Genomic DNA, 25,153 nt, shown 5'->3' with positions numbered 1-25,153 from the left:
CAACCGGGACGATCAAATGGATAAATTATGCTGCAATTTGATAGCTTTATCTCCCAAACGTACCCGTCTCATCCGGTGTGAGGCGCCTTGGTCCGCACCGGGTGCCGCGAATGCGCGGCCTGTAAATTAGTATTGGTGACAGAATGCAACCTAAGGTCAAGTGGGTCCGCGCAATTTCCCGTGGATATCGGAAGGCTGTTGCCCGTTTGCCGCTTGCTGCGCGCGCGGATGCCTGAGCGATTGTAAAGAGCTTTGCGGCGCCATCGGCGCTGCATGGGAGTCCTCATCATGAGTATCGGAAAACCAGCCAAGGACCCGAAGACGGGGCGTTTCCTGCCGCGCGAGCCGCGGGTCGGAGCCCCAATCGGCGCGGGTGCACCTGCACGAACGCGCGCCCGCAAGGCGGTGCGCTCCAAGCTCGGCGAGCTCTTTCTCGACGACATGCTTTCCGCCTGGGAGAGCCGAGGGGCGGCGGCGATCCAGGCGCTGATCGAAAAGAACCCGCATGACTTCCTCAAGGCCGTGGCTTCGCTGATGCCGAAGGACGTGACCGTCAATGTCAACCAGATCGGGGAGATGACGGATGAGCAACTCCTCGAGCGGATCCGCAAGCTCGACGCCAAGATCAAGCCTTTCCTCGCTGCTCAGGGAGCGGATGGAGCTGGCGATCGAGATCGGGCGGCGGCAGAACACGAATAGGCTGCGCTATTACCGGCCCTATGCCAGGCAGACTGCGTTTCATGAGGCGGGCGCCACCTTTCGCGAACGGCTGTTCATGGCCGGAAACCAGCTCGGCAAGACCTTGGCTGGTGCCGCCGAAGCGGCGATGCACCTGACCGGAGACTATCCTCATTGGTGGGCGGGCCGACGGTTCGACCGGCCGATCACAATGATCGGCGGTTCGGAGTCGCACGAGCTGACGCGCGATGGCGTGCAGCGGCTGCTCGTCGGCCGGCCGATGAGCGAGGAGGACTGGGGCACCGGCTATATCACGAAATCGGCGATCTCGGGCTGGACCCGTAGGTCGAGCGCATCGGGCGCGCTCGACAGCGTGACGGTGCGCCACGCTTCGGGCGGCACCTCGACGTTGCTGCTGAAAGCCTATGAGCAGGGCCGCGCCAAATGGCAGGCCAACACGGTCGATTATGTCTGGTTCGACGAGGAACCGCCGGAAGATGTCTATTTCGAGGGCATCACCCGCACCAATGCGACAGGTGGTTCGGTCGCCGTGACCTTTACGCCGCTGAAAGGCATGAGCTCGGTGGTCAGCCGCTACCTGCTGGAACCTTCCGACGACAGGACGGTGGTGACGATGACGATCGACGATGCCGAGCACTATACGGGCTAACCGACAACGACTGGCGGGCACATGCCGTCAATCGAAGGTAATCAACATGGGCGAAGGTAATCAACATGGGCAAAGGTAGGTAACATGGGCAAGTCCAAAGCACCCAAGCCGCCGGATCCGCGCGAAACCGCGGCGGCGCAAACCTCGACGAACATCGGTACGGCTGTGGCGAACGGCACGTTGAGCAATATCAACCAGGTAACCCCTGATGGCAGCCTGACCTATTCACAGACCGGCACCCGCAAATGGACCGATCCGATGAATGGGGCGAACTACGACCTGCCGATCTGGACGGCGACGCAGACGCTCTCGCCGGCGCAGCAGGCGATCAAGGACCAGACGGACGCTGCCGAAAAGAACCTGGCGACGCTTGCCAACAACCAGTCGGGCCGGCTGAACGACCTGCTCGGCAAACCGATCGATCTTTCCGGAGCGCCGGCGGCCGGCAACCCGGCCTCGATCAACCTGCCGAGTTATAGCCAATATGGCGGTGGCCCAAACCTGCAGACGCACCTCGGCAATACCGGCACCGTCCAGAACGCCATTGCCGGGGCGGGCGACATCCAGAAGGGCGTCGGCAATGCCGGTACCATTCAAACGTCACTCGGCAATGCCGGCGACGTCACCCGCTCCTACGAGACGAACTTCGACACCAAGCGCTACGAGGACGCGCTGATGTCGCGCATGAACCCGCAACTCGAGCGGGATCGCGCGGCACTGGAAACGCAACTGGCCAACCAGGGCCTGCAGCCGGGATCGGAGGCCTATAACCGGGCGATCGACCAGGCCGGCCGACAGGCAAACGATGCGCGCTTCGGCGCCATTCTCAATGCGGGCCAGGAGCAATCGCGGCTCGCAGGGTTGGCGAGGGATGCGGCGGGCTTCCAGAACAGCGCCCAGCAGCAGGCCTATAACCAGGCCTTGGCGAGCGGCCAGTTCGCCAACCAGGCGCAGAACCAGCAATACACCCAGAACGCCAACAACATGCAGCAGGCAAACGCCGCGCAACAGCAGCTCTTTGCCCAGAACCAGGCGCAGCAGCAAGCGATGAACGCCGCCCAGCAGCAGACCTTCAACCAGGCGCTCGCGGCCGCCGGCTTCAGCAACGACGCGCAGCAGCAGATGCACCAGAACGGCCAATCGGCAACGGCTGCCAACAACGCGCTGAAGGACCAGACCTACAACGCCCAGCAAGCGCAGCTCGCAGCCCAGAACGCCGCGAGGGCGCAGTATCTCAACGAGATGTATGCCCAACGCAACCAGCCGATCAACGAAATCTCCAGCCTGCTCTCCGGCGCCCAGGTGAGCAACCCGAACTTCGTGCCGACGCAAGGGCAGCGGATCGAGCCGGCGGACTATGCCGGGCTGGTGCAGAACAACTACAGGGGGCAGCTCGAGGCGTACAAGGCGCGAATGGATGCCGGCAACGGGATACTGAAAAATTTCTTGGACTTCTTGCCGAAGCCTTCCGACCGTCGGCTCAAGAAGGACATCAAGAAGGTCGGCAAGTTCGAGGGGCATTCGCTCTACGAATATCGCTACAAGGGCGAGCCCCAGCGCGGCGCCAAACACGTTGGCGTGATGGCGCAGGAGGTTGAAAAGACGCGCCCCGACGTCGTCAGCCGAGACCCGGATGGCATGCGCCGCGTCGATTACGGCCGGCTGTTTTCAGCGGGGCGGAAGAAGCGATAGGAGGCCGGTGATCCCACGCCGGTTTCGTGACTATGTGGTCGCTGCCGCCAAAGGTATCCTTGCTCGAGCTTACGGAGACGGTCCGCACCGCGGCGGCCGCGGGCCGCACGTGACATTTTCATCGTCAACTCCGTTGGGGCAGGGCGTGCCGTTTGCAGCTCGCCTATGCGGTGGCTCAAACCTGGGTGTACAGCCGCAACCACCGGTCGCCGATCAATTCTGTCACAGGATGCCATCCATCGCGACTTGCCAGTCAAGTAACGCTGGATCTTAGCGCGCTCCGCGATTTCGTGGGTTCGCTTTCCGTGCCTAAGCTCTTGTTTTTACGCAAGTCGCCATCGCGAGATTGCAGACCACTTTTGCGCGACATGCACTAGCATTCCGGCGGCCTTCGGACGCCAGGCAGAGGCGCCCCCGCCGCAACACAACCATCTCATCAATACTCGACGACTTGGAAGCCCCAAACACGGGGTATTTCTATGGAGAAAAGCCATGCCAAGAACAGGTGGCGTCTATTCGCCCCCCGCCGGCACCAAAGGCGTGCCGAACACGACCATTCAGAGCGTGCCTTATAACACGTTGATCGACGACCTGGCGGCCGACGCCAACGCGCCAAGACCGGTGACCGCCGGAGGAACAGGAGCGACATCGGCGAGCGGAGCTCGAGTTGCGCTCGGCGTCGAAGTTGGAGCGAACGTACAGGCCTACGATCTAGGCTTGCAGTCGATCGCTGGTCTCACCACTGTTGCGAACCAGATGCTCTACACCACGGCGACGGATGCTTACGCGACCACAGCGTTGACTCCGTTCGCTCGGACGATTCTCGATGATCCTGACGCTGCCGGCATTAAGGCGACACTTGGGTTTGCCGCTGTTGCGTCTTCGGCGTCTGCCAGCGACCTGACGACTGGTACATTGGCAGACGCACGTCTGCCTGCGACTATGGCCGGGAAGACATTTTCGGGTCAAATAACCGCGCCCTCGCTGTTGTTTGGAGGCGCATCGGGCACGAACTTCATCGGCGCGGGCAATGGTGACGACGCGACTTGGACAGCCCACAATATCAAGTTCAAAGGCTGGTACGGCTTGGGGATGTGCGACCACGCCGACAACGTTAATGGCGTTTACAATTTCCGTACCGGTACCTGGGAAGTCAAAGGCGGATTCGTCGTCAACGGTCGCAACGTGTGGTCGCCGTGGAACTTCGATCCCAACACGAAGGCGAATCTTAATGGTGCCGGTTTCTCCGGTTCGATCACAGTCCCGGAAATGGCAGTTGACAACAACAACAACCGTCAAATTCAATTCCGCACATCGACTGGCTCTGTGCGGGGCATGGTTCGCCACGACCAAGCCAACGACTCTATGATCATCAGCATGTTCAATTCATCTGGTGGTTGGTATCGAGACCTCGTCCTCGGCGGTCCAAACGGCTACTTGTCATGGGGCGGAGTGGAATTCCGGATGGGGGCCGCCCGCTATTTAGATAACGGTAACATCTACATGCCGTGGGCCGGTGCCTACCTTAGTGACGCGCTCAATAGCAAGATTACCGCCGAAGGTAGGTCCTATCCACGTCGTGTTGGCGGGGTGGATCTTAACTTCCATTGGTCAGGTCAAGGCGGCCAACCGTCCTGGCTTTGGGGTGGCAACGACGGCTCGAACATGTATGTGTACAATCCTTCCAACTTTAACGTGAACTACGCGAATTCGGCTGGTAGCGCGGGGAACCTGTCGAACTGGTCTGGCTGGGCAGGGACGTGGATTGGGGTTTCTAGGATTGGTGGCACGGTATATCAGAACACGACCGGCCGTTGGCTGCCAATATCTGCCAACGCTGGAAACAATGGCATCGCCATATACTACGGGCCATCGGCCATCACAGCAGTATACAACAATTATGCTGGCTACAGTGGTGGAAATGATTTTTCGACGTTCGGCCTTGTTCCCCCTGGTTGGTATTACTCATTCAATGCAACGTTAAATGTATTTGAGGCGAGGAGCTGATGCGATGAGTGAGGAAAATGGCTTCTACAACCCGTTTGACGGTTATTGGCAGACGAACACAAAACCAACGGACGAAATTTTGGCGTCGTATCGAGAAGGTACAATTGAAGTACCTTTGAAGCCATCTGCGGACCATCAGTATATCCTCGATGGTTGGGTGCACGTGCCACCGACCACCGAGGAGATTCGGGCGAGAATGCCCCCACTGACGGCAAGGCAGTTTCGTCTAGGCCTTCTCTCGGGTGGGTACACGACAGCCCAAGTAACACAGGCGATCGAGGCTATGCCCGATGGTGAGCAGAAAGAAACAGCCAAGATCGAGTGGGAATACGCGACTATACTAAAACGATTGCATCCTCTGGTTGCGGTCATCGGCGCGGCCGTAAATCTGACTGATACCCAGATCGACTCGATGTGGGTCGCGGCGGCTAATGTCTGATCGCAATCAAACACCCGTGGACGCGGCCGAAATGAGCCTTGCTTCGCATGCCGGGTTCGCCTGCCCCTTGTCGTTCAGCGTCGTGATCAGCTGACTTTCATCTCGCGACGCGAAAGATCGAAGTTTCCGTTTAACGATTACGAAAGCATTGTCGCAAAAATTACCATCCTGCATGCCGGATACTGTTAGTCTCGCGTCACGAGGCCATATGAGGCGGAGGTGGCTTATGCCGGATGCTTCGATCGACCTGGCGCTGTATTCGGCCGCGCTGAATGTCACGGCGCCGCCAGCGCTGATTCGGCCCCTGCTTGACCACTTGGTGGAGGGGCAATTCTCGATCGATGACATTATGAGGCGCTGCGCCGAGAATGGCGTGCGCCTCAAGGCGCACTTGCGTAAAGGCGAACGCACCCGCAAAGAGCTGCGGGCGGCTTTCGATCTGCAATCAGTGGAGCGTCGACATCTCGATATTCTTGACATGCTGATTGCAAGCCTGGAGGCCAAGGCCGCACGCGACGCGCGTGAGTTCGAAGGTCTGCTGGATGATCTCAAGGCAAGGGTTTCCGCGCTTTCCGGCTCCGCCAGCGCTGATGAAGCCCTGAAGCTGGAGGAGATCTACAGGACGATCCAGGCGCAGGTGCGGGTCGAGGTTGGCGAACTCTCTGATGTCGCTATCTTTCTGCGCAGCCTGCGCGAGAGATGCGGTGACAATCGCGGTGAGAAGGCACACCTCGCCGACAGCGAGAGCCTCAAGAGCTTGTTGCGGTCTCTGTCGCCGCCAAAGCCGCCATCTGTCTCCTAGCCCATCCGTCTCCTGGTCAGAGACCAGCCATGGACGAGCCTGCAGGTTTCTGTCGTCGAGACCTGGCATAACGAGACCTGGTTTAGGATTCATCCGCGTCCAGATTTGTCAGTAGGGCTGCACCATAACGACACAGCTGACAAGGACGATGGCCAGTGTGGTCATCTTCACGAATGCGGCGTCTATCATGGCGAAATCCCCTTTTTTGTGCCTGCAGCACCACGCGTCTTATCGGATGCGCAAAGGTCGTTGCAGGACGTTGATTTGCTGCATGTCCCTCAAGTCGGCTGCGACTTACGACGACATGCCCTAGCAACGCATCATCGTTGCTTCCGGTTCCCAATCTAAACAGGACAAACGACATGAACATGAACCGACGCATCAATGCGGCGGGCCTTTCGCTCGTCAAGCAGTGGGAAGGTCTGAAGACGAAGGCGTATCTCGACGTCGCCGGTGTCTGGACCATCGGCTATGGCCATACCAGCGCCGCGGGCGAGCCCGTTGTGAAACCGAACATGGTGATCACCGAGGCAGAGGCCGAACAGATCCTTCTGGTGGATCTCGCGAAATTCGAGGAGCGTGTCTCGCGCCTTGTCACTGTGCCGGTCACCGACAACCAGTTCGCCGTGCTTGTCTCTTTCGATTTCAACACCGGCAGGCTCGGCAAGTCGACATTGCTGAAAAAGCTGAACGCCGGCGACTACGACGCCGTGCCGATGGAGTTGATGAAGTGGGTCTATGCGGGCGGCAGCCGCGTGAAGGGATTGGTCAACCGCCGGTCTGCAGAAGTCGGGCTTTGGGCAAAGGGTGAGTTCGTCGCCTCCAACACCGTTACCGCCGCGCCGAAGCCGCCAGACGTGATCAGCAAGGAGAACATCTCCTGGCTTGCGGGCATTCTTTCCTCGCTGGGCTTTGCGTTCACCGGCAATGGACCGCTGCAATGGGCATTTGCCGGCATTATCGCAGTTGCCTTCGTGATTGGCGCCTTCCTCTTCCTGCGCAAGCGGCTCGATCCGGCATGATCGCCTGGCTGAGGATCCTGTGCGGTGGGCTCGGTCTCGCCGCAATCATCTGGGCGGTGCACGAAATTCGGGCGGATGGCGCCCGGTCCGTCATTCAAGCGATCGAAAGGCAGAACGATGACGCTACGAACCGCGCTCAGGAAAAGCGCCTGGATTACGATACCTGCATTGATGCTGGCCGGCTGTGGGACTTCGGGACCGAAAAATGTCGAGGGCCTTAAAAGCGTCGTCGGCGTCGACCTGGTCGGCGCCCCTGGCGCCACACCGGCCGATCAGCGCAAGATCGACCGCACCGTCGTCGGTCTGTGTGCCGCTGCAGTCTGGTCAAAGGCCGATTGCGTAGGGCATGGGAGACGGCACAATGTATCCGGCTGAAACCGATGTGAGCGTCCATCGCCAGCTTGGCGAACTGGTCGCAGGCATGCGCAGTCTGCAGGAATCGATCCGCCGGATCGAGGAGGGCGCGCAACGCGCCGAGGACAAGGCGACGAGCAGCCGGGCTGGTGTGCATCAGCGCATGGACCAACTCGTTGACCGTGTCGGCGATATCGAGGCTTCGGTCTCGACGCTCGGTGGTGACGTTGCTGAGATGAAGCCGGTGACCGACGACGTCAAGCGCTGGAAGCTGATGGGCATCGGCGCGCTCGGCGTCACCGGTATTGCCGCCATGGCGCTTGGCGTCAGCTTTGCCGAGGCGATCCGGCGGCTCGTTTTCGTCATTGTCGGGAAGGGATGATCGTGTCGTTCACCCTACCGGTTTGCTTTGGCCGGGCGGCGCTGAAGAGAGGACAGGGAAAAGCAGAGCGCCTGCCGCTTCTTTTGCTGCGCCAGTCCGATCAGAAGGCAGGACACGCGGCGTTTCGGTGATCTTCTCAGGGCTGGTCGGACTTTCCGAAGCCCAAGGCGGTCGCCGCCAAAAAAACGCTGCAAGCGAACGCCAGTCGCGATGCGCTTCAGTGAAGCGTTTGCACGGGATGTTCCGTAAACGTCTGGATGCCATCGCGCTCGATCGTGGCGAGGAACTCTTCATAGGCTTCGCGGTCGGTGGGGAAGGAATCTTCCCAAACGGTGGAGTAACCTTCCTCGTCGATCACCTCGAGGGTCCAGTCGAGATTGGAGCCCGTCGGGCGCGAGATACGGATATGGACGACGACATCGTCGTCGGCAAACTCGCCGGACAATTCCGAAAGCTCGAGATCTTCTTCTGTTTGGGTCATGAGCGTTTATAACATGTCCTGAGTGCGCGAACCAATCTTGTGACGGTTCCCGGCCCTTGCTCGTGTGTAGAGGCTGCATCTGCGCGGCGGCGCGGGCGGGATCGTTTGACATCTTGATAGGCCGAAAGGCGGTTACCATACAATAGGATAGGTGTGGCCGGGGTTGCTTAGCAACCCCGGCCACTTTCGCGCGTCGTCAGATGGCATCAGCGAGGCGGATGGCCGATCGCCGGGAATGCCCGGCGTCGACGACCCTTTCGTGTCGGCGGCGTTACTGCGTGGGCGTCGGTGACCATGGTGCGCTTCTGCGCTCGAACCACATTGCCCGCTCGCACAGGGCTGCCTCGCTACGTGTGCCGGACCGAAATTCGCCGATGATGAACTTTGCCAGGCGATCGGCGCGATAGTCGCTGCGCGGCATTCCTGCGGCAAGACAGGCTGTGTCGAGGACCCGTTGGAGCATGGCGATTTCCGCTGGGCTGAACGCACAATCCAGGTTCTTGGCACGATGCTCGGAATGATGATGCATTTGAACCTCCGATATGCGCGCCGCCTACTTTGCCTTGCCGGCATCTGTCGGCGCACGCGCACGTATCAATCGGTCGAGGTCCGCCTTGTAGGGTCCGTATTTCGCGAAAATCTCGCGGGCTTCCAACGGCGGTAGGCCGGATGCGGTGATAAACTCCTACAGATCGTATCGCGTGTTCCAGTTTTTGACGACCCGGCTGAACTGTCCTTTCGTGTCCGATGCAAACATGATGAATCTCCCATACTGCAGGCTAAAATTCGCGAGGCGAACGGTGGTTCCACCGGGGCGAAAATTCCGCTCTCGGGCGTATGGCGCTCCTGGTCTTCTTGCTTCCGACCGCCCGGATGGCGGGCACAACAGGTTCGAGTGGGGGAGTGCGAACTGCTGCAGATGAGGACCGTATCTTGTGCTCGAAGAGGCGACATAAAGCGATGGCTTCAAGTACCCCACCAGTTGTGCCTATTTGGCGCGCGGCTTGCAGCCGCCGGATCGATGTTGCCCATTGATCGGTTCAATTCCGGGAGAATGCCTTTGATTTTGGTTGCCATCCTCGAGATCTCACCGGCTGCGGCGCTTGAGTGTCCAATCGTCCCGGACAGCTTCTCGTCCGGCACATTCGGAGAAATTTCGATGGCAGGCCAGAAATAGCCACACACGGCCCGTTGCAGTTGTGGTCCTGTCGGCAAGAGTGGCATAGAATATGCTCATTACACATCTTGAATGCGGTCTCGTTTATCCACGGAGAGGCCGCATTTTTTTGTGGGTCTTCACGTGGGCACGCACGAGCGGTTTCAAGAGACCCGCATTGAGCCCTTGTTTCCACTCCGATCATTGCGCAAAAACGGTGCTCACTTGTGCCGATGTGCGTTATTGGCCCGACGTGTTTCAGTGGTAACGCGGATTACGTCGACCGGGTCTGGCGACCCAGATCTCGACCGTTTCCAACTCTTCCGTATTTACCGCTATCCGGCGCCGTTCGCGCCACAATGCGCATTCCAGCAGCGTCCGTTCGTCGATGTTGCCGATGCGAAACTCATCCATGATGAACTTGGCCAGCCGCTCGGCCCGCTCGCCGCGGCGTGGCACGCGCGCCGCAAAGCAGGTAGCGTCAAAAACCCGCTGCAGCATTTCGATATCATCCGGACTTAACTGTCTGCCCGACGCTTGCGGGATATCATGCATTCGAACCTCCTTCATGGACGTCCATAGCCAATGCCGAAGGCAGACAAGATACATCAGCTGGAATTGCAGGCAATATGGGAATATTCGCCTGCGGCTGCCGCACCGAGGGCGTTAAAGCGTGTCGCGATTTCTTGGATTCGCTTGGCGCGCTTTAAGTTCATGTTCTCACGCATGTCGCTATCGCAAAACCGCGGCACACGCTTGCGCGACATATTCTAGGCGATGACCGCGGGTGCGCTTGCCGAGGTGGCGACCGGATGCGCGCACGATCGTTCAAGATCGGTGTTGGGGTCCGGCGCATGTTAGCGCATCAATCGAACGAGGAACATGACGATGGATGGGATCGACAAGACCGACCGTAAGGCGATCAATTTTTCCGAAAAGCTCGAAAGGATAAGCGATCTCTGGCAGCCACGGGTGATCGCCGAGATGAACGACTATCAGTTCAAGCTCGTTCGCATCGAGGGCGACTTCGTCTGGCACGACCACCCGGAGACGGACGAAACGTTCATCGTGCTTGAGGGCGTCCTGCGCATCGATTTTCGCGATGGCGCCGTCCAGATCGGCCCAGGCGAGATGTTCGTGGTTCCCAAAGGGGTCGAGCACAAGCCGTTTGCCGAAAACGAGGTGCGGCTGCTGCTGATCGAGCCGCGGGGCGTGCTCAACACCGGCCATGCCGGTGGCAACCGCACCGCGCAAAACGATCGCTGGGTCTGAATGCGGGGCATCGTCAACCGGATCCGTGTCGCTGTGGCGCGACAGGTGATCGCGCGGACCTGGCGGAAACCCCGATGTTTCAGGGGCCGGTTGGGGGGCGGGGAGGTCTGCGCCGACGATAGCCCGCGGCTGCGCCCAACTGCAATGCTGGTGTAATGAAATCAGTCGAGTTTGCCGCCAATGCTCCAACGATGAGGATTGGCGTTATCCCATGTGTCTTCTCAAGATCGGTCTACTGGCATGTCACCTGCTCGGGGTGTCATCGCAGATGGAACACAGCCGCTTGGAAGAGAGCGACGGTGATCGCTATGCGCTCGAGCGGCAGTTCGTCCAGTACCGTTCGGCGCCCTGCCGTGAAGGGCGCAACGGCGATCGTCACGACCATAGCTGCGATGACCTGGCGGAACGGTACTCTCGCCGAGATGAGGAATAGGCGTGGCGTGAACAGCGCGCGATGCCGCGCCTTTCGATTTCCAGCACAAATGGTCAAACGATATGACTTTGCATCACGTTAGCTTTTCATCGCCGCTGCGATACACAGCCTCCATCCTGCTGTGGCCTGCGCTCTACGTCGGTGGCCTGGCCGCGACCGGGTTGGCTTTTGCCACGTCGTCGCCGGTGCTCTGGTTCAATGTCGTCTACCTCTCGGTGGTGGCGATCATCGCGCTTTTCGAACGCCTGATGCCTTACGAGCCGGCCTGGCTCGCACCCGACGGCGAGACGCTCAACAATCTCGGCCATACGCTGCTGACCAAGGGGATCGTGCAGATTGCCGCGGCGTTCGGTGCGTCGTTCCCGTTGCTGGTCGCCATCTTCGCGCAGCCGTTCTTCGGCTCGCAACCGCATATCTGGCCGGCGCACTGGTCGATGATCTCCCAGGTGGTGCTCGGGCTGGTGATTGCCGAGTTCGGGCTCTATGCCGCGCACCGCCTGGCGCATGAGCGGCTTGGCCTCTGGCGTTTCCACGCGTTGCATCACAGCGTGACGCGGCTTTGGGTGCTCAACACCGGGCGGTTCCACGTCATCGATTCCCTGATCAAGGTGAGCCTTGGCCAGTTGCCGCTCTACCTGCTCGGGGCGCCGCTGCCGGTGTTTCTGTGGATCGGTGCCGTCACCGCCTTCACCGGCCTTCTGACCCACTGCAATGTCGAGATGCGCACCGGCCCGCTCGACTGGATCTTCTCGACGCCGAGGCTTCATCGCTGGCACCATTCCAAGGATCTGGCTGAGGGCAACAGCAACTACGGCGAAAACATCGTGCTTTGGGACCAGCTGTTCGGCACCTACTTCAATCCCGATCGGCCGTCCTCCACTGATATCGGCATTACCGGCAAGGTTTCGCGTAGCTTTGTCGGTCAACTGGTACAGCCCTTTTCCAAGGGCGGCGCGCGGCGGATCCTGGGGCGAAAGCCGAGCGCTGACTGAAGGCGCTCGGACGTCGATCGGTAGAACCGAGACGATGGTCAGGCGGGCAGGGCACCGGCAAGGCCTGCCATGGCCGGGCGGCGTCCGCCATCCGACACCGAGAAGCGCAAGCGGTACTCCCTGGGCGACAGACCGAGGATCTTGCGGAAGATCTTGCGGTAGGCGTTGGTATCGTCATAGCCGCTCTGCCACGCCACCTGTTCGATCGACAGCTGCGAGCGCTCCAGTAGGTCGCGCGATTTGGCGATCCTCAGCCGCTGGCAATATTCCGTCGGGTTGAAGCCGGTTGCCTTCTGGAAGCGCCTGAGGAAGGTGCGGTCGCCGAGCCCGGCGCGCTCGGCCATCATCTGCAACGTCACGCCCTTGGTGCTGGCGCCGTGCAGCCAGTGCTGGATTTTCAAGATGACGCTGTCGCCATGGTCGAGCTTCGGGGCAAAGACGCTGTAGTAGCTCTGCTCGCGGGCGCCGGGATCGATGATCATGAAGCGGGCGGTAGCGAGCATCACATTGGTTCCGAGGAACCGGTCGACGAGTTTCAGCCCGAGATCGATCCACGCCATCATGCCGCCGGCGGTGATGATATCGCCTTCGTCGATCAGCAGCTTATCGGTGTCGATGCGCACGTCGCGGTAACGATCGGCGATCAGGTCCTGGTGTGACCAATGGGTGGTGATCGTGCGACCGGCGGCGAGCCCGGATTCCGCCAGCAGATAGGCACCGCCGCAGACCGAACAGATGGTGGTGCCGGCGGCATGCTTTTCGCGCACGAAGGCGGGCAGTTGCCCCATGCGCCCGCCGACCGGCAGCTCGGCCAGCGTCGGCGGCAGGATCAGCGCCACGAGGCCGAAGGAGGGGCCGGGGTGGGTGTCGAGGGTCTTTTCGACCGAGCCATCCTCCTGCAGCTGCCAGTGGGAGATGCGGATCAGCGGTGCGCCTGCACCGCCCTGTTCGATCGCCTGCATGCCGGCCACCTGGAACATGTCGGTGAACCCATGGACGGCGGACTTCAGCGCGCGGGGATAAACGACGATGCCGATCTCCGCCGGTTCGCTTTCGAGTGGTTTTGTCACTTCTGCCCCCATCGTTGTCAGCTTTGCCGGTCGAGAGGTTAGGCCGCTCGTTCTATCAATTCAACCAGCGCTCCGGAACGGAGAGAGCAGATCAACCGAGATGGAAGAGGGCAGGACAATGATTGAAGCAAAAGCAGTTTCCACCGCAGTCTCCACCGGCCTTTCGCGCCGCACAGTTCTTTCGGCCGCCTTTGGCGCCGCAGCGACCGCCGCTGCGGTCCCGGCCGTCATTCGTCCGGCGAAAGCCGCAACCACATCCGCCGCCACAACCACGACACTGGGAGCAACCGTTATGGGCAGCCGCATCATCACCCGCGATGGCGTCGAGATCTACTACAAGGACTGGGGGTCGAAGGATGGCCCCGTGGTCGTGCTCAGCCACGGCTGGCCGCTGTCGTCGGACAGTTGGGAGGCGCAGGCCTTCCACCTCGCCAACAACGGTTTTCGTGTCATCACCCATGATCGTCGCGGCCACGGCCGCTCCTCCCAGCCTTGGGACGGCAACGACATGGATCACTATGCCGACGATCTGGCCGACCTGATCAATGCGCTGGATCTGAAGGATATTTTCCTGGCCGGGTTCTCAACCGGCGGCGGCGAGATCACCCGCTATATCGGCCGTCATGGCACGAGCCGCGTCGCCAAGGCCGGACTGATCTCTGCGGTGCCGCCGCTGATGGTCAAGACGGACAGCAACCCCGGCGGTTTGCCGAAAGAAGTGTTCGACGGTCTGCAGGCGGCGAGCCTGAAGGATCGCTCCAAGCTCTATCGCGATATTGCCTCCGGTCCGTTCTTCGGGTTCAATCGGCCGGGTGCCGTGGCCTCGCAGGGCATGATCGACAGCTTCTGGCTGCAGGGCATGATGGGCGGGCACAAGAACACCTATGACTCCATCGTCGCCTTCTCGCAGACCGATTTTACCGAAGACCTGAAGAAGTTCGACGTGCCGACGCTGATCATCCATGGTGACGACGACCAGATCGTGCCGATCGATGCGGCCGCCCGCGCTTCGAAGACACTGGTTCCGAGCGCCACGCTGAAGGTCTACCCCGGCGCGCCGCACGGCATCACCGACACCCACAAGGATCAGCTCAACGCCGACCTGCTCGACTTCGCCCGGTCCTGACCCCTGACGCCGGCCGGTGCCGCCAAACAGTGCCACCGGCCGGTTGCTCTACCTCGAAAACAGAAGGAACCGATCCATGACCCGCATTGACGAGAAGACCTCCGGCCTCGACCGCCGTTCCTTTCTCGCCGGCTCTGTCGCTGGCGTCGCCTTGCCGCTGCTGCCGAAGGGTGTCTACGCCGCCGACACCCACCGCTTCACCCACGGGGCTTTCGATATCGCCGTCGTCAGCGACGGCTTCCTGACCCTGCCAGTCAGCATCGTGTTGCCGGACGCAGCGCCCGAGGAGCGAGACGGCATCATGCGCCGGCTCGGCGGCACGCCGGAGGGCGCACCGTTCCACACCAACATCCCGTTCATCCGCACCGGCAGCGACCTGATCGTTGTCGACAACGGGTCGGGCGGCAATTTCCAGGCGAGCGCCGGCAAGCTTTCGGCCAATCTGGCAACGGCGGGCATCGATGCGGCCGCTGTGACCAAGGTGGTCTTCACCCACGTTCACCCCGATCATTCCGGCGGCACGGTCGGAACGGATGGCAAGCTCACCTTTCCGAACGCGCAATATTTCGTCTCGGAACGGGAATGGGCATTCTGGACGAACCCCGAGTACGAAAAGGCCATGCCGAAGGCGCTGCATGGCTTTGCCCGCGGCGCGCAGCGCGATCTCTTCGCGGTCAAGGAGCGGCTGACGCTGGTGAAGCCCGGTGACGAGATCGTCAGTGGCATGCAGGTGCTTGATACGCGCGGCCACACGCCCGGCCATATCTCGCTGGAGCTTGAAGGCGGTGACGGGCTGGTGATCTCGGGCGATGCGGCAACCAGCAACATCGTCTTCTTCGAACACCCGGACTGGCACTTCGGCTTCGATACCGACCCGGATCTGGCGCTGAAGACGCGCAAGATGCTGATCGACCGGGCGGCCACGGAAAAGCTGACACTGCTCGGCTACCACTGGAGCTATCCCGGAATCGGGCGGGCTGAACGGAACGGTAGCGCGTATCGTTTCGTTTCGGGATCGTAAGGGGAGGCCTACAACCGCGGACCAACCCAATTCTACCGGCTGAAAGATCGTTTGCCCCTGATGACGCCGGGTCGCTGAATTCCGGCACAGGGCCGGAATGAGGGAGTGTGGGTGCCTCACCCTGCATGCAGCCTTTGCAGGACTGTGTCCAAGGGCGGCGTCACTCGCTGGCGCCGCCCTCGCTGTCTCAATACCGAAGCTCTGCGTCCTTGATGTCACTGACGGGCGACAGCATTTCCAGCGCCAGCGGGCGAGCCTCGCGCTTCTCGGCGGCGATGCGCGGCCAGTCGGGGTTGGTGAGCGCACCACGTCCGAGCGCGATCATGTCGGCGCCGGCCTCCAGTACCTGCTCGGCCCGGGCGAGTTCGTGCAGGCTGCCATTGGCGATGACGAACAGTTCCGGTGCATGCTGGCGGGCAAGCGCCACCAGCGACTTGCCTCCGGCCGAGAAGGCCGGCTGCCAGGCCTCGAACTCGGTCACGTGGACGAAATCGGCAGGGCTTTTTGCCAATGCCCGGAAGACGACCGCCGCGCCTTCGTCACCCTCCGCCCATTTATGCTTGAGGTCGTTGACCTTGCCCTGGGAAAGCCGGATGCCGACAGGCACCGCATCGCCGACGGCGTCGCGAACGGCGTCGAGCACTGCGAGGCTCAGACCCAGCCGCTTGCCGATGTCGCCGCCCCAGCAGTCCTGCCGCCGGTTGGTGTAGTCGGTGAAGAACTGGTCGAGCAGATAGCCGTTGGCGCCATGGATTTCGATGCCGTCGAACCCGGCGACATCGATGGCGAGCGTGGCGGCTTGCGCAAAGCCTGAGATCGCCTCGGCAATATCCGCCTCGTCCATCTCCCGCGGTACGGCGTAGAGACCTTCGCCGTGGTAGGAGACCATCTGCTGGCCTCTCGGCTGCAGTGGCGAAGGGCCGACTGTGTCGCTGCGGAAGGGGTTGCCCTGGGCGAGCGCGCCGCCATGCATCAACTGGGCGAAGATGCGCCCGCCGGCGGCATGCACGGCATCGACGACCGTCTTCCAGCCTTCCGCCTGTTCCCGGTCGGTCAGCCCCGGCTGGCCCCTATAGGTCTGCGCATAGGCCTTGTCGGTGTAGATGCCTTCGGTTGTCAGCAAACTGAAGCCACCCTTGGCGAAGCGCTCGTAGTAGCGAACCATCCGCTCGGTCGGCACGCCCCCGGCAGTGGCGCTGATGCGGGTCATCGGCGCGACGGAAAGCCTGTTGGCAAAGGCCAGGCCTTTGAGGGGCGTTCCGAGCAGAACCGGCGAGTCGATTGTGCTGTGCACGTTCATCTCAGCGATCCTCTGTCAGTGCGATCGCCTCGATCTCGATCATCGCCTTCGGTGAATAGAGCGAGGAGACCTCGATGATGCTGTCGGCGGGATAGGGCGCCGTGAACCACTTGCGGCGCAGCTCGACGATCTTGCTGAAATTTTCCATCGAGCGCAGGAAGATCGTCACCTTCACCACCCTGGAAAGGCTGGAGCCGGCGGCGGTCAGCACGCGATCGAGATTGCGGAAGGCCTGCTCGGCCTGACGGTCGAAATCATCCTCGCCGACGATCTCGCCATCGTCGCCGATGGCCGCCTGGCCGGAGACGAAAACGAAGCCGTTGGCCTTGATGGCCTGCGACAAGAGGAAGGGGGCGTAGGGATCCGGCTTGGTGATGACCTGTTCGAGAAACATGGGTTTAGCTCTCTATGCTTGAGTTTTCCTCAGCCTGGCGTCGTTGCCTTGGCTGTTGAACTCAATATGATGAGGCTCCACTCGGCTGACAAAAGACGATTTTTCAGGCGACAGATGAACTCAGATCATGCGTTGGGGTGTCATGAGGAAGTTGCCGCCGCTCGGTGCCTTACGGGTCTTCGAGGCCGCCGCCCGTCGCTTGAGCTTCAAGCAGGCGGCCGAAGAACTGAACGTGTCGGCAACAGCCGTCAGCCATCAGATCCGCCAGCTCGAAGACCTGCTGGAGCTGAAGCTGTTCGAGCGCGGCACGCGACAGGTGCGGCTGACGCCGGCGGGGCACACGCTGTTTCCCGTCCTGCGCGACGGGCTCGATCGATTCGAGCAGGCGATCGGCGAAGTCAGGCGCAACCGTGACAGCAAGGTGGCGCGGCTGACCTCCACGGTCGCCTTCGTCGCCAAGCGGTTGGCGCCGCTTGCCGGCAGCTTTCGCGATGCACATCCGGACTGGAACCTGCGTCTCGATGCCTCGAACCGAACGGTGGATCTCGATGCCGACGCCGACGCGGCCATCCGCTATGGCGACGGACAGTATCCCGGCCTGCTTTCCGAGCCGCTGTTTGCCGATCGGTTCGCGCCGGTCTGTGCGCCCCACCTAGTCCCTCAATCCCTCGATGCGCTGAGAGCGGCGACGCTCGTCCATTTCGATTGGGGGCCGGCGCGGCGCGACGACGAGCGGGCGCCGGTCTGGCGGCAATGGCTGAAGCTCGCCGGCCTGGGCGATATCGATGCGGCTGGCGGGCTTTCCTTCACCGACGAGATCCATGCGGTGCAATCTGTCGTGGCCGGGCAGGGCATTGGCCTGTTGAGCCTGACCCTGGTTGCGCAGGAGCTTGCCTCCGGCATTCTCGTCCAGCCGTTCGCGCTGTCGCTCGAAAGCTACCGCTACGACCTCGTCTATAGCCCGCGGGCGGCCGAGCGGCCGGCAACGCAGGTGCTGAGGGATTGGGTGCTGGAGCAGTTCGAAGGCGGGAAGCATTGAAGCCCGCCCGGGCCGCGGTCAAAGAGTGCGCGCGGCTGCGACAGCGCTCAGTCTCGCCGGATGGGTCGTCCGGCTGGTCGTCGCGCGAATGGTGAAGCTCAGTCGTCGAAGCCACCGAAGGCGTCGATGTTCCTCCAGCGGCGGCTGACGAGGCGCAGCGAGCGATCCGGTTCGATCACATAGGTCTCGAACACCTGACGGCCGAACTGGTCGAAGAACTGGTGCGGGACGATGCTGCCGACCGGGGCTTTCTGCAGCTTGGTGCGCGGCTGGCCGCCATAGGTGATGCTGCCGGGGATGGGCTCGAGGTTCGGCGAGTAGCCATAGGTTTGGCCGCTTGCGGTGCAGCCACCGAGAAGCAAGGCAACGGTCAGGGCGGCAAGAGCGTGTTTCATGTCGACGATCCTCTGTCGTGCAGAAGGCGGAATGGATTTCTGCCCGCTGCCATACGCGACTCCCAGCAGGCGCGATCTATTCCGGCTTTCGCAGGCAATTGTCCAACACCTTTCTCTAAAGTGTAGTGCTCCAACGGGAATTTCCAAGTTCCGGGCATGCGATTGCCGGTGGTCGCAGCCATTTGATTGCGCGGAGATATACCTAGCTGCGGGCTTCCGGCTCTTCTTCTCGCGTGAGGCCATCGCGCAGCATCTGGACCTTCTTGTTGAGATCGACCATCTCCGGGACGCTAAAGCCTGAGCGACGCAGCAGCGTGTCGGTAAGGCATGCGGTCTTGGGGTGCAGTTCCTTGCCCTTGTCCGTCAGGAAGACCTCGACCAGCCGTTCGTCCGCCGTGCTTCTGCGTCTTGAAAGGAAACCTGCCGCCTCGAGCCGCTTTACGGCCGGCGTAATGGTGCTCGGCTCCAGGCCAAGCCGGTCGGCAATGGCCGAAATGCTCAGGCCGTCCTGTTCCCACAGCGCGCTGACGGCGAGATACTGCGTATAGGTCACGCCGAGCGCGTCGAGCATCGGCTTATAGGCGCGGTTGATGGCAATCGCCGCCGCGTAGATCGAGAAGCACAGCTGGCTGTCGAGTGGCAATGGCGCCGGGGTGGTCATCGGTCATCTCCAATTTTGTCCGTGGCTTTTCATGACCTTACCACGGAAATCATTATCGCGATAATAAAATGCTGGACAGCCGGTTAGGGGAGGCGTATTTAATGCTTATCGCGATAACGATTGTCGCGATAATAAATTAAGGAGTTGCGCAAATGTTGAAGAAGTCTCTGCTTGCCGCTGCCGCCTCGCTCGCACTGGTCGCCGCCGGCACCACCGCATTCGCCGCCGATAAGGGGGCAAAGACTGTCGTTCTGGTTCACGGTGCCTTCGCCGATGGCACCGGGTGGAGAGGGGTTTACGACATCCTGAAAAAGGACGGCTACAACGTAAGCATCGTTCAAAACACGACGACTTCGCTTGCTGCCGACGTTGCTGCCACCAGGCAGGCGATCGCCAAGAGCGAGGGACCGGTCGTGCTGGTCGGCCATTCCTATGGCGGCGTGGTCATCAGCGAGGCGGGCACGGATGAGAAGGTTCAATCCGTCGTCTACATCGCCGCCTTCGCGCCGGATAAGGGCGAGTCCGTCTCAACGCTGATCGCCAACCCGCCGGCTGGCGCGCCGGTGCCGCCGATCCTGCCGCCGGTCGATGGCTTCCTGTTCCTCGACAAGGCAAAGTTCGCCGCATCCTTCGCTGCCGACGTCGATGCCGAGACGGCCGCATTCATGGCAGACTCCCAGGTTCCATGGGGTGTCGAGGCGCTCACCGGTGCCGTGACCGAGCCGGCGTGGAAGACCAAGCCGAGCTACTATCTGGTTGCGGCTCAGGACCTCATGATCCCGCCGGCCGCTCAAGCGATGATGGCAAAGCGCGCAGGCGCCACCGTCGTCGAGGTGCCCGGCAGCCATGCAATCTATGTCTCCAACCCCAAGGCTGTTGCCGATCTCATCGAGAAGGCTGCGCAACCCGCCAACTGAGTGTCGGCGAAGGGCCGTGATCCAAATCCTCTACAAAGAGCCGGGCCGGGAGAGGGATCTCCCGGCCATGTTTTCATGGGAGGTCGACGGGTCGTTTTTGCTGACCCGGCGGCATCTGGCGGATTCGGTGCTGTCCCTGTGGCGGCGGTGCGCTTTCACCGATCTTTGCAGCGCCGTCTCGGTTCTTCGGGCGTGGGGGCACGCTTCGCTTACCCCTCTGCGATGGCGAGTTTCGGCCTCATACCCAGATTTGTTGCCGGGACGATTTCCGATCTGGGGAAACATGCGGTAGTCCTTGGGCGAACTTCTGCGCGGATCGCGCGTTTCGGCCCTGCGCCATTCGCGTCGTCCGTCCCGCCGCCCAGCCCTTATGCCAAGTCCAGGTATTGCATGACCGCCGAACAGTCTCTCGCGTTTCTCGTCATCGGCGCCATGATGGCATTCTTCATCTGGGGGCGGTTTCGTTATGATGTGATCGCCTGTTCCGCCCTGATGCTTGCCGTTGCCGTCGGCATTGTGCCGTTTGATCACGCCTTCGACGGCTTCAGCGACGATATCGTCATCATCGTCGGCAGCGCGCTCATCGTCAGCGCCGGCGTGGCGCGCTCGGGGATCGTCGATGCGGCGATCCAGCGGTTTCTGCCCAATATCTCCTCGGTCAGGGCGCAGCTGGCGCTGCTGGTAATCACCGTCACCATACTGTCCGCCTTCATCAAGAATATCGGCGCGCTGGCGATCATGATCCCGGTCGCCTTCCAGTTCGCCCGCCGCTCCGGCGTCACGCCCTCAGTGTTCCTGATGCCGATGGCCTTCGGCTCGCTGATTGGCGGGCTGATGACCCAGGTCGGCACGTCGCCCAATATCGTCGTGTCGCGCGTGCGCCAGGAACTGACGGGCGAGAGCTTCACCATGTTCGACTTCACGCCTGTTGGCGCAACCCTTGCAGCCGTCGGCGTCGTCTTCCTGCTGTTTGCCTATAGGCTGGTGCCGCAGCGCACGAGCCAGCACGTCTCGGTGCAGGCGGCAATCGAGATCACCGATTACACCTCGGAAGCAGTGGTCGCGGCCGGCTCCCCCGTCATCGGCAAGTCGCTCAGCCACCTCGTCAAGATCGGCGACGGTGGCGCTGTCGTCATCGCCGTGTTCCGACGCGGCCTGCATGTGGCGCCGCTGCCCGACATCAAGCTCGAGGCCGAAGACGTGCTTTTGCTCGAGGGCGGGCCGGATGCGCTCGATCGCATCGTCTCGCAGGCGAAGTTGAAGATCGCCGGCGACCGCTCGCCATCATCGACCGAAAAGACCGGCGCGGAGGTCGAGGCCGTCGAGGCGGTGATCGGCAGCGGCTCGCCGCTCGAAGGCATGTCGGCGCAGCGCCTGGCGCTGTTCAACAATCACAACATCAACCTGCTTGCCGTCAGCCGCCAGGGCGAGCGACTGAAGCAGCGGCTCGGCAGCATCCGTCTGCGGGCCGGCGATATCGTCGTGTTGCAGGGGGCGCGCCGCGAACTGCCGTCGTTCCTGCAGGATTTCGGCTGCCTGCCGCTGGCGCAGCGCGAGATCCTGCTCGGCACCATCCGCAAGGCGACGTTGCCGCTCTTGGTTCTCGCCGCCGCCATGGGCTCGACCGCCGTCGGCCTGGTGCCGATTCCGATCGCCTTCTTTGCTGCCGCGCTTGCGATGGTCATCTTCCGCATCATCCCGCTGCGCGACGTCTATCGGTCGGTCGACGGGCCGATCCTGGTGATGCTGGCAGCGCTGATCCCGGTCAGTGACTCCTTGCGCACGACGGGCGGAACAGACGTTATTGCCAGCTGGCTCGGCACGGTTGCGACCGGCCTGCCGCCGGCAGGCGCGCTGACGCTGATCCTGCTGGCCGCGATGGCGGTGACGCCGTTCCTCAACAATGCCGCGACCGTGCTCGTCATGGCGCCGATCGCGGCAAGCTTTGCGACCGCGCTCGGCTATCGGCCCGAAGCCTTCTTGATGGCCGTCGCGATCGGCGCGGGCTGCGATTTCCTCACGCCGATCGGCCACCAGTGCAACACCCTTGTCATGGGGCCGGGTGGTTATCGTTTCAGCGACTATCCGCGGCTCGGTCTGCCGCTCTCACTCGTCATTGTTATCGTCAGCATACCGGCGCTGATGCTCGTCTGGCCGCTGCGTTAAGGCCTGAGCGGCCAGAACCGGCAAGCGGTTGCGTGCATACGGGTGAAAATGCTCTCGCAGAGTGTGTGTTTGCGGTGTACAAGTAGGGTGCGGCTGCAGCCTGCTACAAGCTTGCGGGCCGGCAACGACAAGAGACAAGGAGACGGTATGAGCCCCAAGCCCACCGGCCGCATCAGTGGCAACGACCTGATCCTCACGCGCAGCTTCCACGCACCCATCGCTGATGTCTGGCTCAGTGTGACGAAATCCGAAAACACCGCGCTCTGGTTTGGTCGCTGGGAAGGCGAAGCCGCTCCTGGAAAAACCGTGCGGCTGCAACTGCTCCATGATAAGGGCCAGCCGTGGGCGAACGTGGCGATTGAAGAATGCGAGGCGCCGCGTCGCCTGGTCGTGGCGATGAAGGATGACTACGGCGACTGGCGCATGGAGCTGACGTTTACGCAGACGGACGACACGACCGAGCTGCGTCTGGTGCAGCGCTTGAGCGACGTCAAACTCGCAGGTGATGTCGGACCCGGTTGGGAGTACTACCTCGACATGCTGGTCGCCGCGCGCGAAGGCAAGCCGTTACCGTCATTCGATGATTATTACCCCTCGCAGAAGGCGTACTACCTGGACGGGGCTTAGACGATCGACCTTGCCGCAGGCAGGACAAAAGCGTGCGGGCGTGGGCGGCTGGCCTGGCTGGCGGTGAGCGGGTTGGATCGGTATTGGTGCCGTCGGGAGGCTGTTGCAGCCTTGAGGCAATGGCCTTCCATATCGCCATTGCCGGGAGCCGTTGCCGGCGAAAATCAGCCTACCCGAGAACCGTGACCAACACGGCGCCCCAGAGCGCCAAGAGCACGTTGCCGATGGCGTAGCCGAGGCCATACCCCAATGTCGGGACCTTACTGCCGGCAGCCTCCTGCACGGCGGCCAGCGCCGGTGCCGACGTGCCGGCGCCGCAGCAGGTGCCGGCGAGCAGGCCTTCGTTCATGCGGAAGACCCAGCGGCCGAGCGCGAGTGCGGCCAAGTGCGAAATCACGCAGATCAGCGCGCTCGCGATGACGAGCGCCGGGCCAGACTGGACGAGGCCCGTGACGAAGCTCGGGCCGGCCGAGATGCCGACGCAGGCGATGAAGGCGCAAAGCCCGACGCTGTCGAAGAACCAGAGTGTCGCCTCCGGCACGAAGCCGAAGGTGCGGCGCACCGAGCGCAGCCAACCGGCGACGAGGCCGGCTACCAGCACCCCGACCGCTACGCCGAGGCCGATTTCGAGCGCTCCGAGCTTCAGGGCGGGAATGCCGATCAGGCCACCGAGGAAGATGAAGACGCCGACAAAGACCATGTCGGTCGCAGTCGTCTCGCGGTCGGCATAACCAAGGAGTGTTGCCGCACCCTCGACATGGCGCCTGGCGCCGGCAATCGACATCACGTCGCCGCGGCGGACCGTCAACCCGGGGAAGGTCGGGATCGGCTGACCGGCGCGCAGGATGCCGCGCAGGAAGACCGAGCGCGCCTCCGGCCGCTGCTTGAGTTGCCACAGGCGCTTGCCGGCGACTTCCTTGTTCGTCACCACCACATCGAGTACCTCGACCGGAATATCGAGAAGCTCGCGGTCGTCGATCTCGGTGCCGATCCGGCTGGAGTATTCGACCAGGAAACCGCGAAGGCCGGCAACGGCAATGATGTCTCCGACTTGCAGCCGCTCTTTCGGGGCCGGGGAGATGATCTCGCTACCCCTGCGAATCTGCTCGATATAGGCCTTCTGGTTTTCGGGGACCCGTGCTTCCGCCTCCTGGACGGTGAGGCCGACCAGTGTGTCGGCGACCACGAACGCCCGCGCCTCGATCTCGCGGCGGGCGCTGTTGCTATTGTCGTGCGGGGTGATGTTGAGCTCGGCTTCGAGCTCGGCGCAGGCGTCCTTCAGGCTGCGGCCGAACAGTCTTGGCGCCAGTTGCGACTGCACGAGAATGGCGCTGACAACGCCGACGAGATAGGCGACGGCAAAGCCGGTCGCCACGGCGGATTCGAACTGACTGGCAGCCTCTGGCGTCGGCGCCGTCTTGCGGAAGGTATCGATGGCGACGCCGACGGTCGCCGATTCCGTCGTCCCGCCCGCCAGCACCCCGGCTGCCGTTCCAAGATCGAAGCCGAAGAAGATCGAGAGAACGATCGCGACACCGAGGGCTACGACACAGAGCGTGACCGTGACGGCAATCTGCGGCAGGGCATCGGCATTGAGGCTCTGGAAGAATTGCGGGCCGGTGCGGTAGCCGATGGCGAAGAGGAAGAGCAGGAAGAACGCCTGCTTCACATCGTTCGAGAGCACGGCGCCGGTCTGGCCGATCAGGACACCGGCCAGCAGGCAGCCCGTGACCGCGCCGATCGTCACGCCGGCGATAGTGATCTTGCCGATCGCATAGCCGATGCCGAGCGCCAGGAACAGTGCCAGTTCCGGATGGGCCCGCAAAATGCTGAACAGCTGCTCGATCACGTGACGATCCCTCCAGATTGCGCGCTGAACGCGGGTTGATTTTCAGCGGCACACGGCGCCTGTTGTTTGTCGGAAAAGACGTCTTCATTCCCTGTTCGGGTGGAAATGCTGCCGGAGAAAGCGGACCGCCCGATGATGCGGGTGGCCAGCCATCGCGGGGGCGCGTTTGGCGGGGCGCGGGGGTTGGCCGGCCAGGTGGGCGGAAAAC

Annotated in this window: 26 protein-coding genes and 1 pseudogene; 17 read left to right on the top strand and 10 right to left on the bottom strand. The window is 62.0% G+C overall.

Going from position 1 to position 25,153, the window contains the following annotated elements:
* Nucleotides 1-288 precede the first annotated feature (288 nt).
* The 9 genes and pseudogenes from HT585_RS08870 to HT585_RS08830 all read left to right on the top strand — a co-directional run bounded on the left by HT585_RS08870 (nucleotide 289) and on the right by HT585_RS08830 (nucleotide 8,046).
* Nucleotides 289-699 carry a hypothetical protein gene (locus HT585_RS08870; protein WP_176352565.1) on the top strand — a complete coding sequence of 137 codons (411 nt, stop codon included), beginning with the start codon at nucleotides 289-291 and terminating at the stop codon, nucleotides 697-699.
* Nucleotides 584-1,342 (top strand): annotated as a pseudogene (locus HT585_RS08865) (terminase large subunit domain-containing protein); the annotation flags it as partial. The gene HT585_RS08870 and the pseudogene HT585_RS08865, both read left to right, overlap by 116 nt.
* 90 nt (nucleotides 1,343-1,432) lie before the next feature.
* Nucleotides 1,433-3,040 carry a tail fiber domain-containing protein gene (locus HT585_RS08860; RefSeq protein WP_176352563.1) on the top strand — a complete coding sequence of 536 codons (1,608 nt, stop codon included), beginning with the start codon at nucleotides 1,433-1,435 and terminating at the stop codon, nucleotides 3,038-3,040.
* 492 nt (nucleotides 3,041-3,532) lie between these two features.
* A complete protein-coding gene (locus HT585_RS31680; protein ID WP_246707607.1) occupies nucleotides 3,533-5,047 on the top strand; it encodes a hypothetical protein in 1,515 nt (504 codons plus the stop codon).
* Nucleotides 5,048-5,051: 4 nt separating this feature from the next.
* The gene (locus tag HT585_RS08850) at nucleotides 5,052-5,486 is read left to right on the top strand and encodes a hypothetical protein (protein WP_176352562.1); all 435 of its coding nucleotides are present in this window, start codon (nucleotides 5,052-5,054) and stop codon (nucleotides 5,484-5,486) included.
* 226 nt (nucleotides 5,487-5,712) lie between these two features.
* Entirely contained in the window at nucleotides 5,713-6,288 is a 576-nt protein-coding gene (locus HT585_RS08845; protein ID WP_176352561.1) for a hypothetical protein, read from the top strand.
* 368 nt (nucleotides 6,289-6,656) lie between these two features.
* Nucleotides 6,657-7,310 carry a lysozyme gene (locus HT585_RS08840; protein ID WP_176353242.1) on the top strand — a complete coding sequence of 218 codons (654 nt, stop codon included), beginning with the start codon at nucleotides 6,657-6,659 and terminating at the stop codon, nucleotides 7,308-7,310.
* A 117-nt stretch (nucleotides 7,311-7,427) separates the two neighbouring features.
* Nucleotides 7,428-7,685, top strand: a complete 258-nt coding sequence (locus tag HT585_RS08835) for a hypothetical protein (protein ID WP_176352560.1) — start codon at nucleotides 7,428-7,430, stop codon at nucleotides 7,683-7,685.
* Nucleotides 7,672-8,046: a DUF1515 family protein gene (locus HT585_RS08830; RefSeq protein ID WP_176352559.1), complete on the top strand. Its 375-nt coding sequence runs from the start codon at nucleotides 7,672-7,674 to the stop codon at nucleotides 8,044-8,046. Before HT585_RS08835 ends, HT585_RS08830 begins: the two co-directional genes overlap by 14 nt.
* Nucleotides 8,047-8,263: 217 nt before the next feature.
* On the opposite strand, the gene HT585_RS08825 is transcribed toward HT585_RS08830, so the two are convergent.
* From HT585_RS08825 to HT585_RS08815, 3 genes are all read right to left on the bottom strand, one after another.
* Nucleotides 8,264-8,527 (bottom strand): hypothetical protein, encoded by a 264-nt coding sequence (locus HT585_RS08825; protein WP_077504443.1) that lies wholly within the window; start codon nucleotides 8,525-8,527, stop codon nucleotides 8,264-8,266.
* A 271-nt stretch (nucleotides 8,528-8,798) separates the two neighbouring features.
* Complete coding sequence (locus HT585_RS08820) at nucleotides 8,799-9,056, bottom strand: hypothetical protein (protein ID WP_176352558.1); 258 nt, start codon at nucleotides 9,054-9,056, stop codon at nucleotides 8,799-8,801.
* 885 nt (nucleotides 9,057-9,941) lie between these two features.
* Entirely contained in the window at nucleotides 9,942-10,238 is a 297-nt protein-coding gene (locus HT585_RS08815) for a hypothetical protein (RefSeq protein ID WP_176352557.1), read from the bottom strand.
* A 333-nt stretch (nucleotides 10,239-10,571) separates the two neighbouring features.
* Here HT585_RS08815 and HT585_RS08810 point away from each other — a divergent pair, with 333 nt between their 5' ends.
* Both HT585_RS08810 and olsE read left to right on the top strand, forming a co-directional pair.
* Nucleotides 10,572-10,955, top strand: a complete 384-nt coding sequence (locus HT585_RS08810) for a cupin domain-containing protein (protein ID WP_176352556.1) — start codon at nucleotides 10,572-10,574, stop codon at nucleotides 10,953-10,955.
* Nucleotides 10,956-11,450: 495 nt separating this feature from the next.
* Nucleotides 11,451-12,380 carry an ornithine lipid hydroxylase OlsE gene (gene olsE, locus HT585_RS08805; RefSeq protein ID WP_176352555.1) on the top strand — a complete coding sequence of 310 codons (930 nt, stop codon included), beginning with the start codon at nucleotides 11,451-11,453 and terminating at the stop codon, nucleotides 12,378-12,380.
* Between the two features lie 38 nt (nucleotides 12,381-12,418).
* Here the strand turns inward: olsE and HT585_RS08800 are convergent, their stop codons facing one another.
* Nucleotides 12,419-13,450 carry a GlxA family transcriptional regulator gene (locus HT585_RS08800; protein ID WP_343213948.1) on the bottom strand — a complete coding sequence of 344 codons (1,032 nt, stop codon included), beginning with the start codon at nucleotides 13,448-13,450 and terminating at the stop codon, nucleotides 12,419-12,421.
* A 118-nt stretch (nucleotides 13,451-13,568) separates the two neighbouring features.
* Here HT585_RS08800 and HT585_RS08795 point away from each other — a divergent pair, with 118 nt between their 5' ends.
* A complete protein-coding gene (locus HT585_RS08795) occupies nucleotides 13,569-14,576 on the top strand; it encodes an alpha/beta fold hydrolase (RefSeq protein ID WP_176352553.1) in 1,008 nt (335 codons plus the stop codon).
* A 76-nt stretch (nucleotides 14,577-14,652) separates the two neighbouring features.
* Nucleotides 14,653-15,597 (top strand): MBL fold metallo-hydrolase, encoded by a 945-nt coding sequence (locus HT585_RS08790; protein ID WP_176352552.1) that lies wholly within the window; start codon nucleotides 14,653-14,655, stop codon nucleotides 15,595-15,597.
* 187 nt (nucleotides 15,598-15,784) lie between these two features.
* On the opposite strand, the gene HT585_RS08785 is transcribed toward HT585_RS08790, so the two are convergent.
* Both HT585_RS08785 and HT585_RS08780 read right to left on the bottom strand, forming a co-directional pair.
* The gene (locus tag HT585_RS08785; protein WP_176352551.1) at nucleotides 15,785-16,897 is read right to left on the bottom strand and encodes an NADH:flavin oxidoreductase; all 1,113 of its coding nucleotides are present in this window, start codon (nucleotides 16,895-16,897) and stop codon (nucleotides 15,785-15,787) included.
* A gap of 1 nt (nucleotide 16,898) precedes the next feature.
* The gene (locus HT585_RS08780) at nucleotides 16,899-17,291 is read right to left on the bottom strand and encodes a RidA family protein (protein ID WP_176352550.1); all 393 of its coding nucleotides are present in this window, start codon (nucleotides 17,289-17,291) and stop codon (nucleotides 16,899-16,901) included.
* A 127-nt stretch (nucleotides 17,292-17,418) separates the two neighbouring features.
* On the opposite strand from HT585_RS08780, the gene HT585_RS08775 reads away from it, so the two are divergent.
* A complete protein-coding gene (locus tag HT585_RS08775) occupies nucleotides 17,419-18,330 on the top strand; it encodes a LysR substrate-binding domain-containing protein (RefSeq protein WP_176352549.1) in 912 nt (303 codons plus the stop codon).
* A gap of 98 nt (nucleotides 18,331-18,428) precedes the next feature.
* Here the strand turns inward: HT585_RS08775 and HT585_RS08770 are convergent, their stop codons facing one another.
* Entirely contained in the window at nucleotides 18,429-18,725 is a 297-nt protein-coding gene (locus HT585_RS08770) for a hypothetical protein (RefSeq protein WP_173420348.1), read from the bottom strand.
* Between the two features lie 202 nt (nucleotides 18,726-18,927).
* On the bottom strand, nucleotides 18,928-19,386 hold the full coding sequence (locus tag HT585_RS08765; RefSeq protein WP_176352548.1) for a MarR family winged helix-turn-helix transcriptional regulator: 459 nt from the start codon (nucleotides 19,384-19,386) through the stop codon (nucleotides 18,928-18,930).
* Between the two features lie 152 nt (nucleotides 19,387-19,538).
* Between HT585_RS08765 and HT585_RS08760 the strand changes: the two genes are divergently transcribed.
* From HT585_RS08760 to HT585_RS08750, 3 genes are all read left to right on the top strand, one after another.
* On the top strand, nucleotides 19,539-20,303 hold the full coding sequence (locus HT585_RS08760; protein WP_176352547.1) for an alpha/beta fold hydrolase: 765 nt from the start codon (nucleotides 19,539-19,541) through the stop codon (nucleotides 20,301-20,303).
* A gap of 390 nt (nucleotides 20,304-20,693) precedes the next feature.
* Entirely contained in the window at nucleotides 20,694-22,469 is a 1,776-nt protein-coding gene (locus HT585_RS08755) for an SLC13 family permease (RefSeq protein ID WP_176352546.1), read from the top strand.
* 147 nt (nucleotides 22,470-22,616) lie between these two features.
* Nucleotides 22,617-23,096, top strand: a complete 480-nt coding sequence (locus tag HT585_RS08750; RefSeq protein ID WP_176352545.1) for an SRPBCC family protein — start codon at nucleotides 22,617-22,619, stop codon at nucleotides 23,094-23,096.
* A 169-nt stretch (nucleotides 23,097-23,265) separates the two neighbouring features.
* Here HT585_RS08750 and HT585_RS08745 read toward each other — a convergent pair whose 3' ends face one another.
* Nucleotides 23,266-24,945 carry an aspartate-alanine antiporter-like transporter gene (locus HT585_RS08745; protein WP_176352544.1) on the bottom strand — a complete coding sequence of 560 codons (1,680 nt, stop codon included), beginning with the start codon at nucleotides 24,943-24,945 and terminating at the stop codon, nucleotides 23,266-23,268.
* Nucleotides 24,942-25,153: hypothetical protein (locus tag HT585_RS31580; protein ID WP_210270359.1), on the bottom strand; the 212-nt coding region annotated here is incomplete at its 5' end. The genes HT585_RS31580 and HT585_RS08745, both read right to left, overlap by 4 nt.

Origin of the sequence: Ensifer oleiphilus (assembly GCF_013371465.1) — a bacterium.
Taxonomy (GTDB): domain Bacteria; phylum Pseudomonadota; class Alphaproteobacteria; order Rhizobiales; family Rhizobiaceae; genus Ensifer; species Ensifer oleiphilus.
The sequence above is the reverse complement of the archived record's forward strand: the minus strand, read 5'-3'. Positions and strand labels throughout refer to the sequence as shown.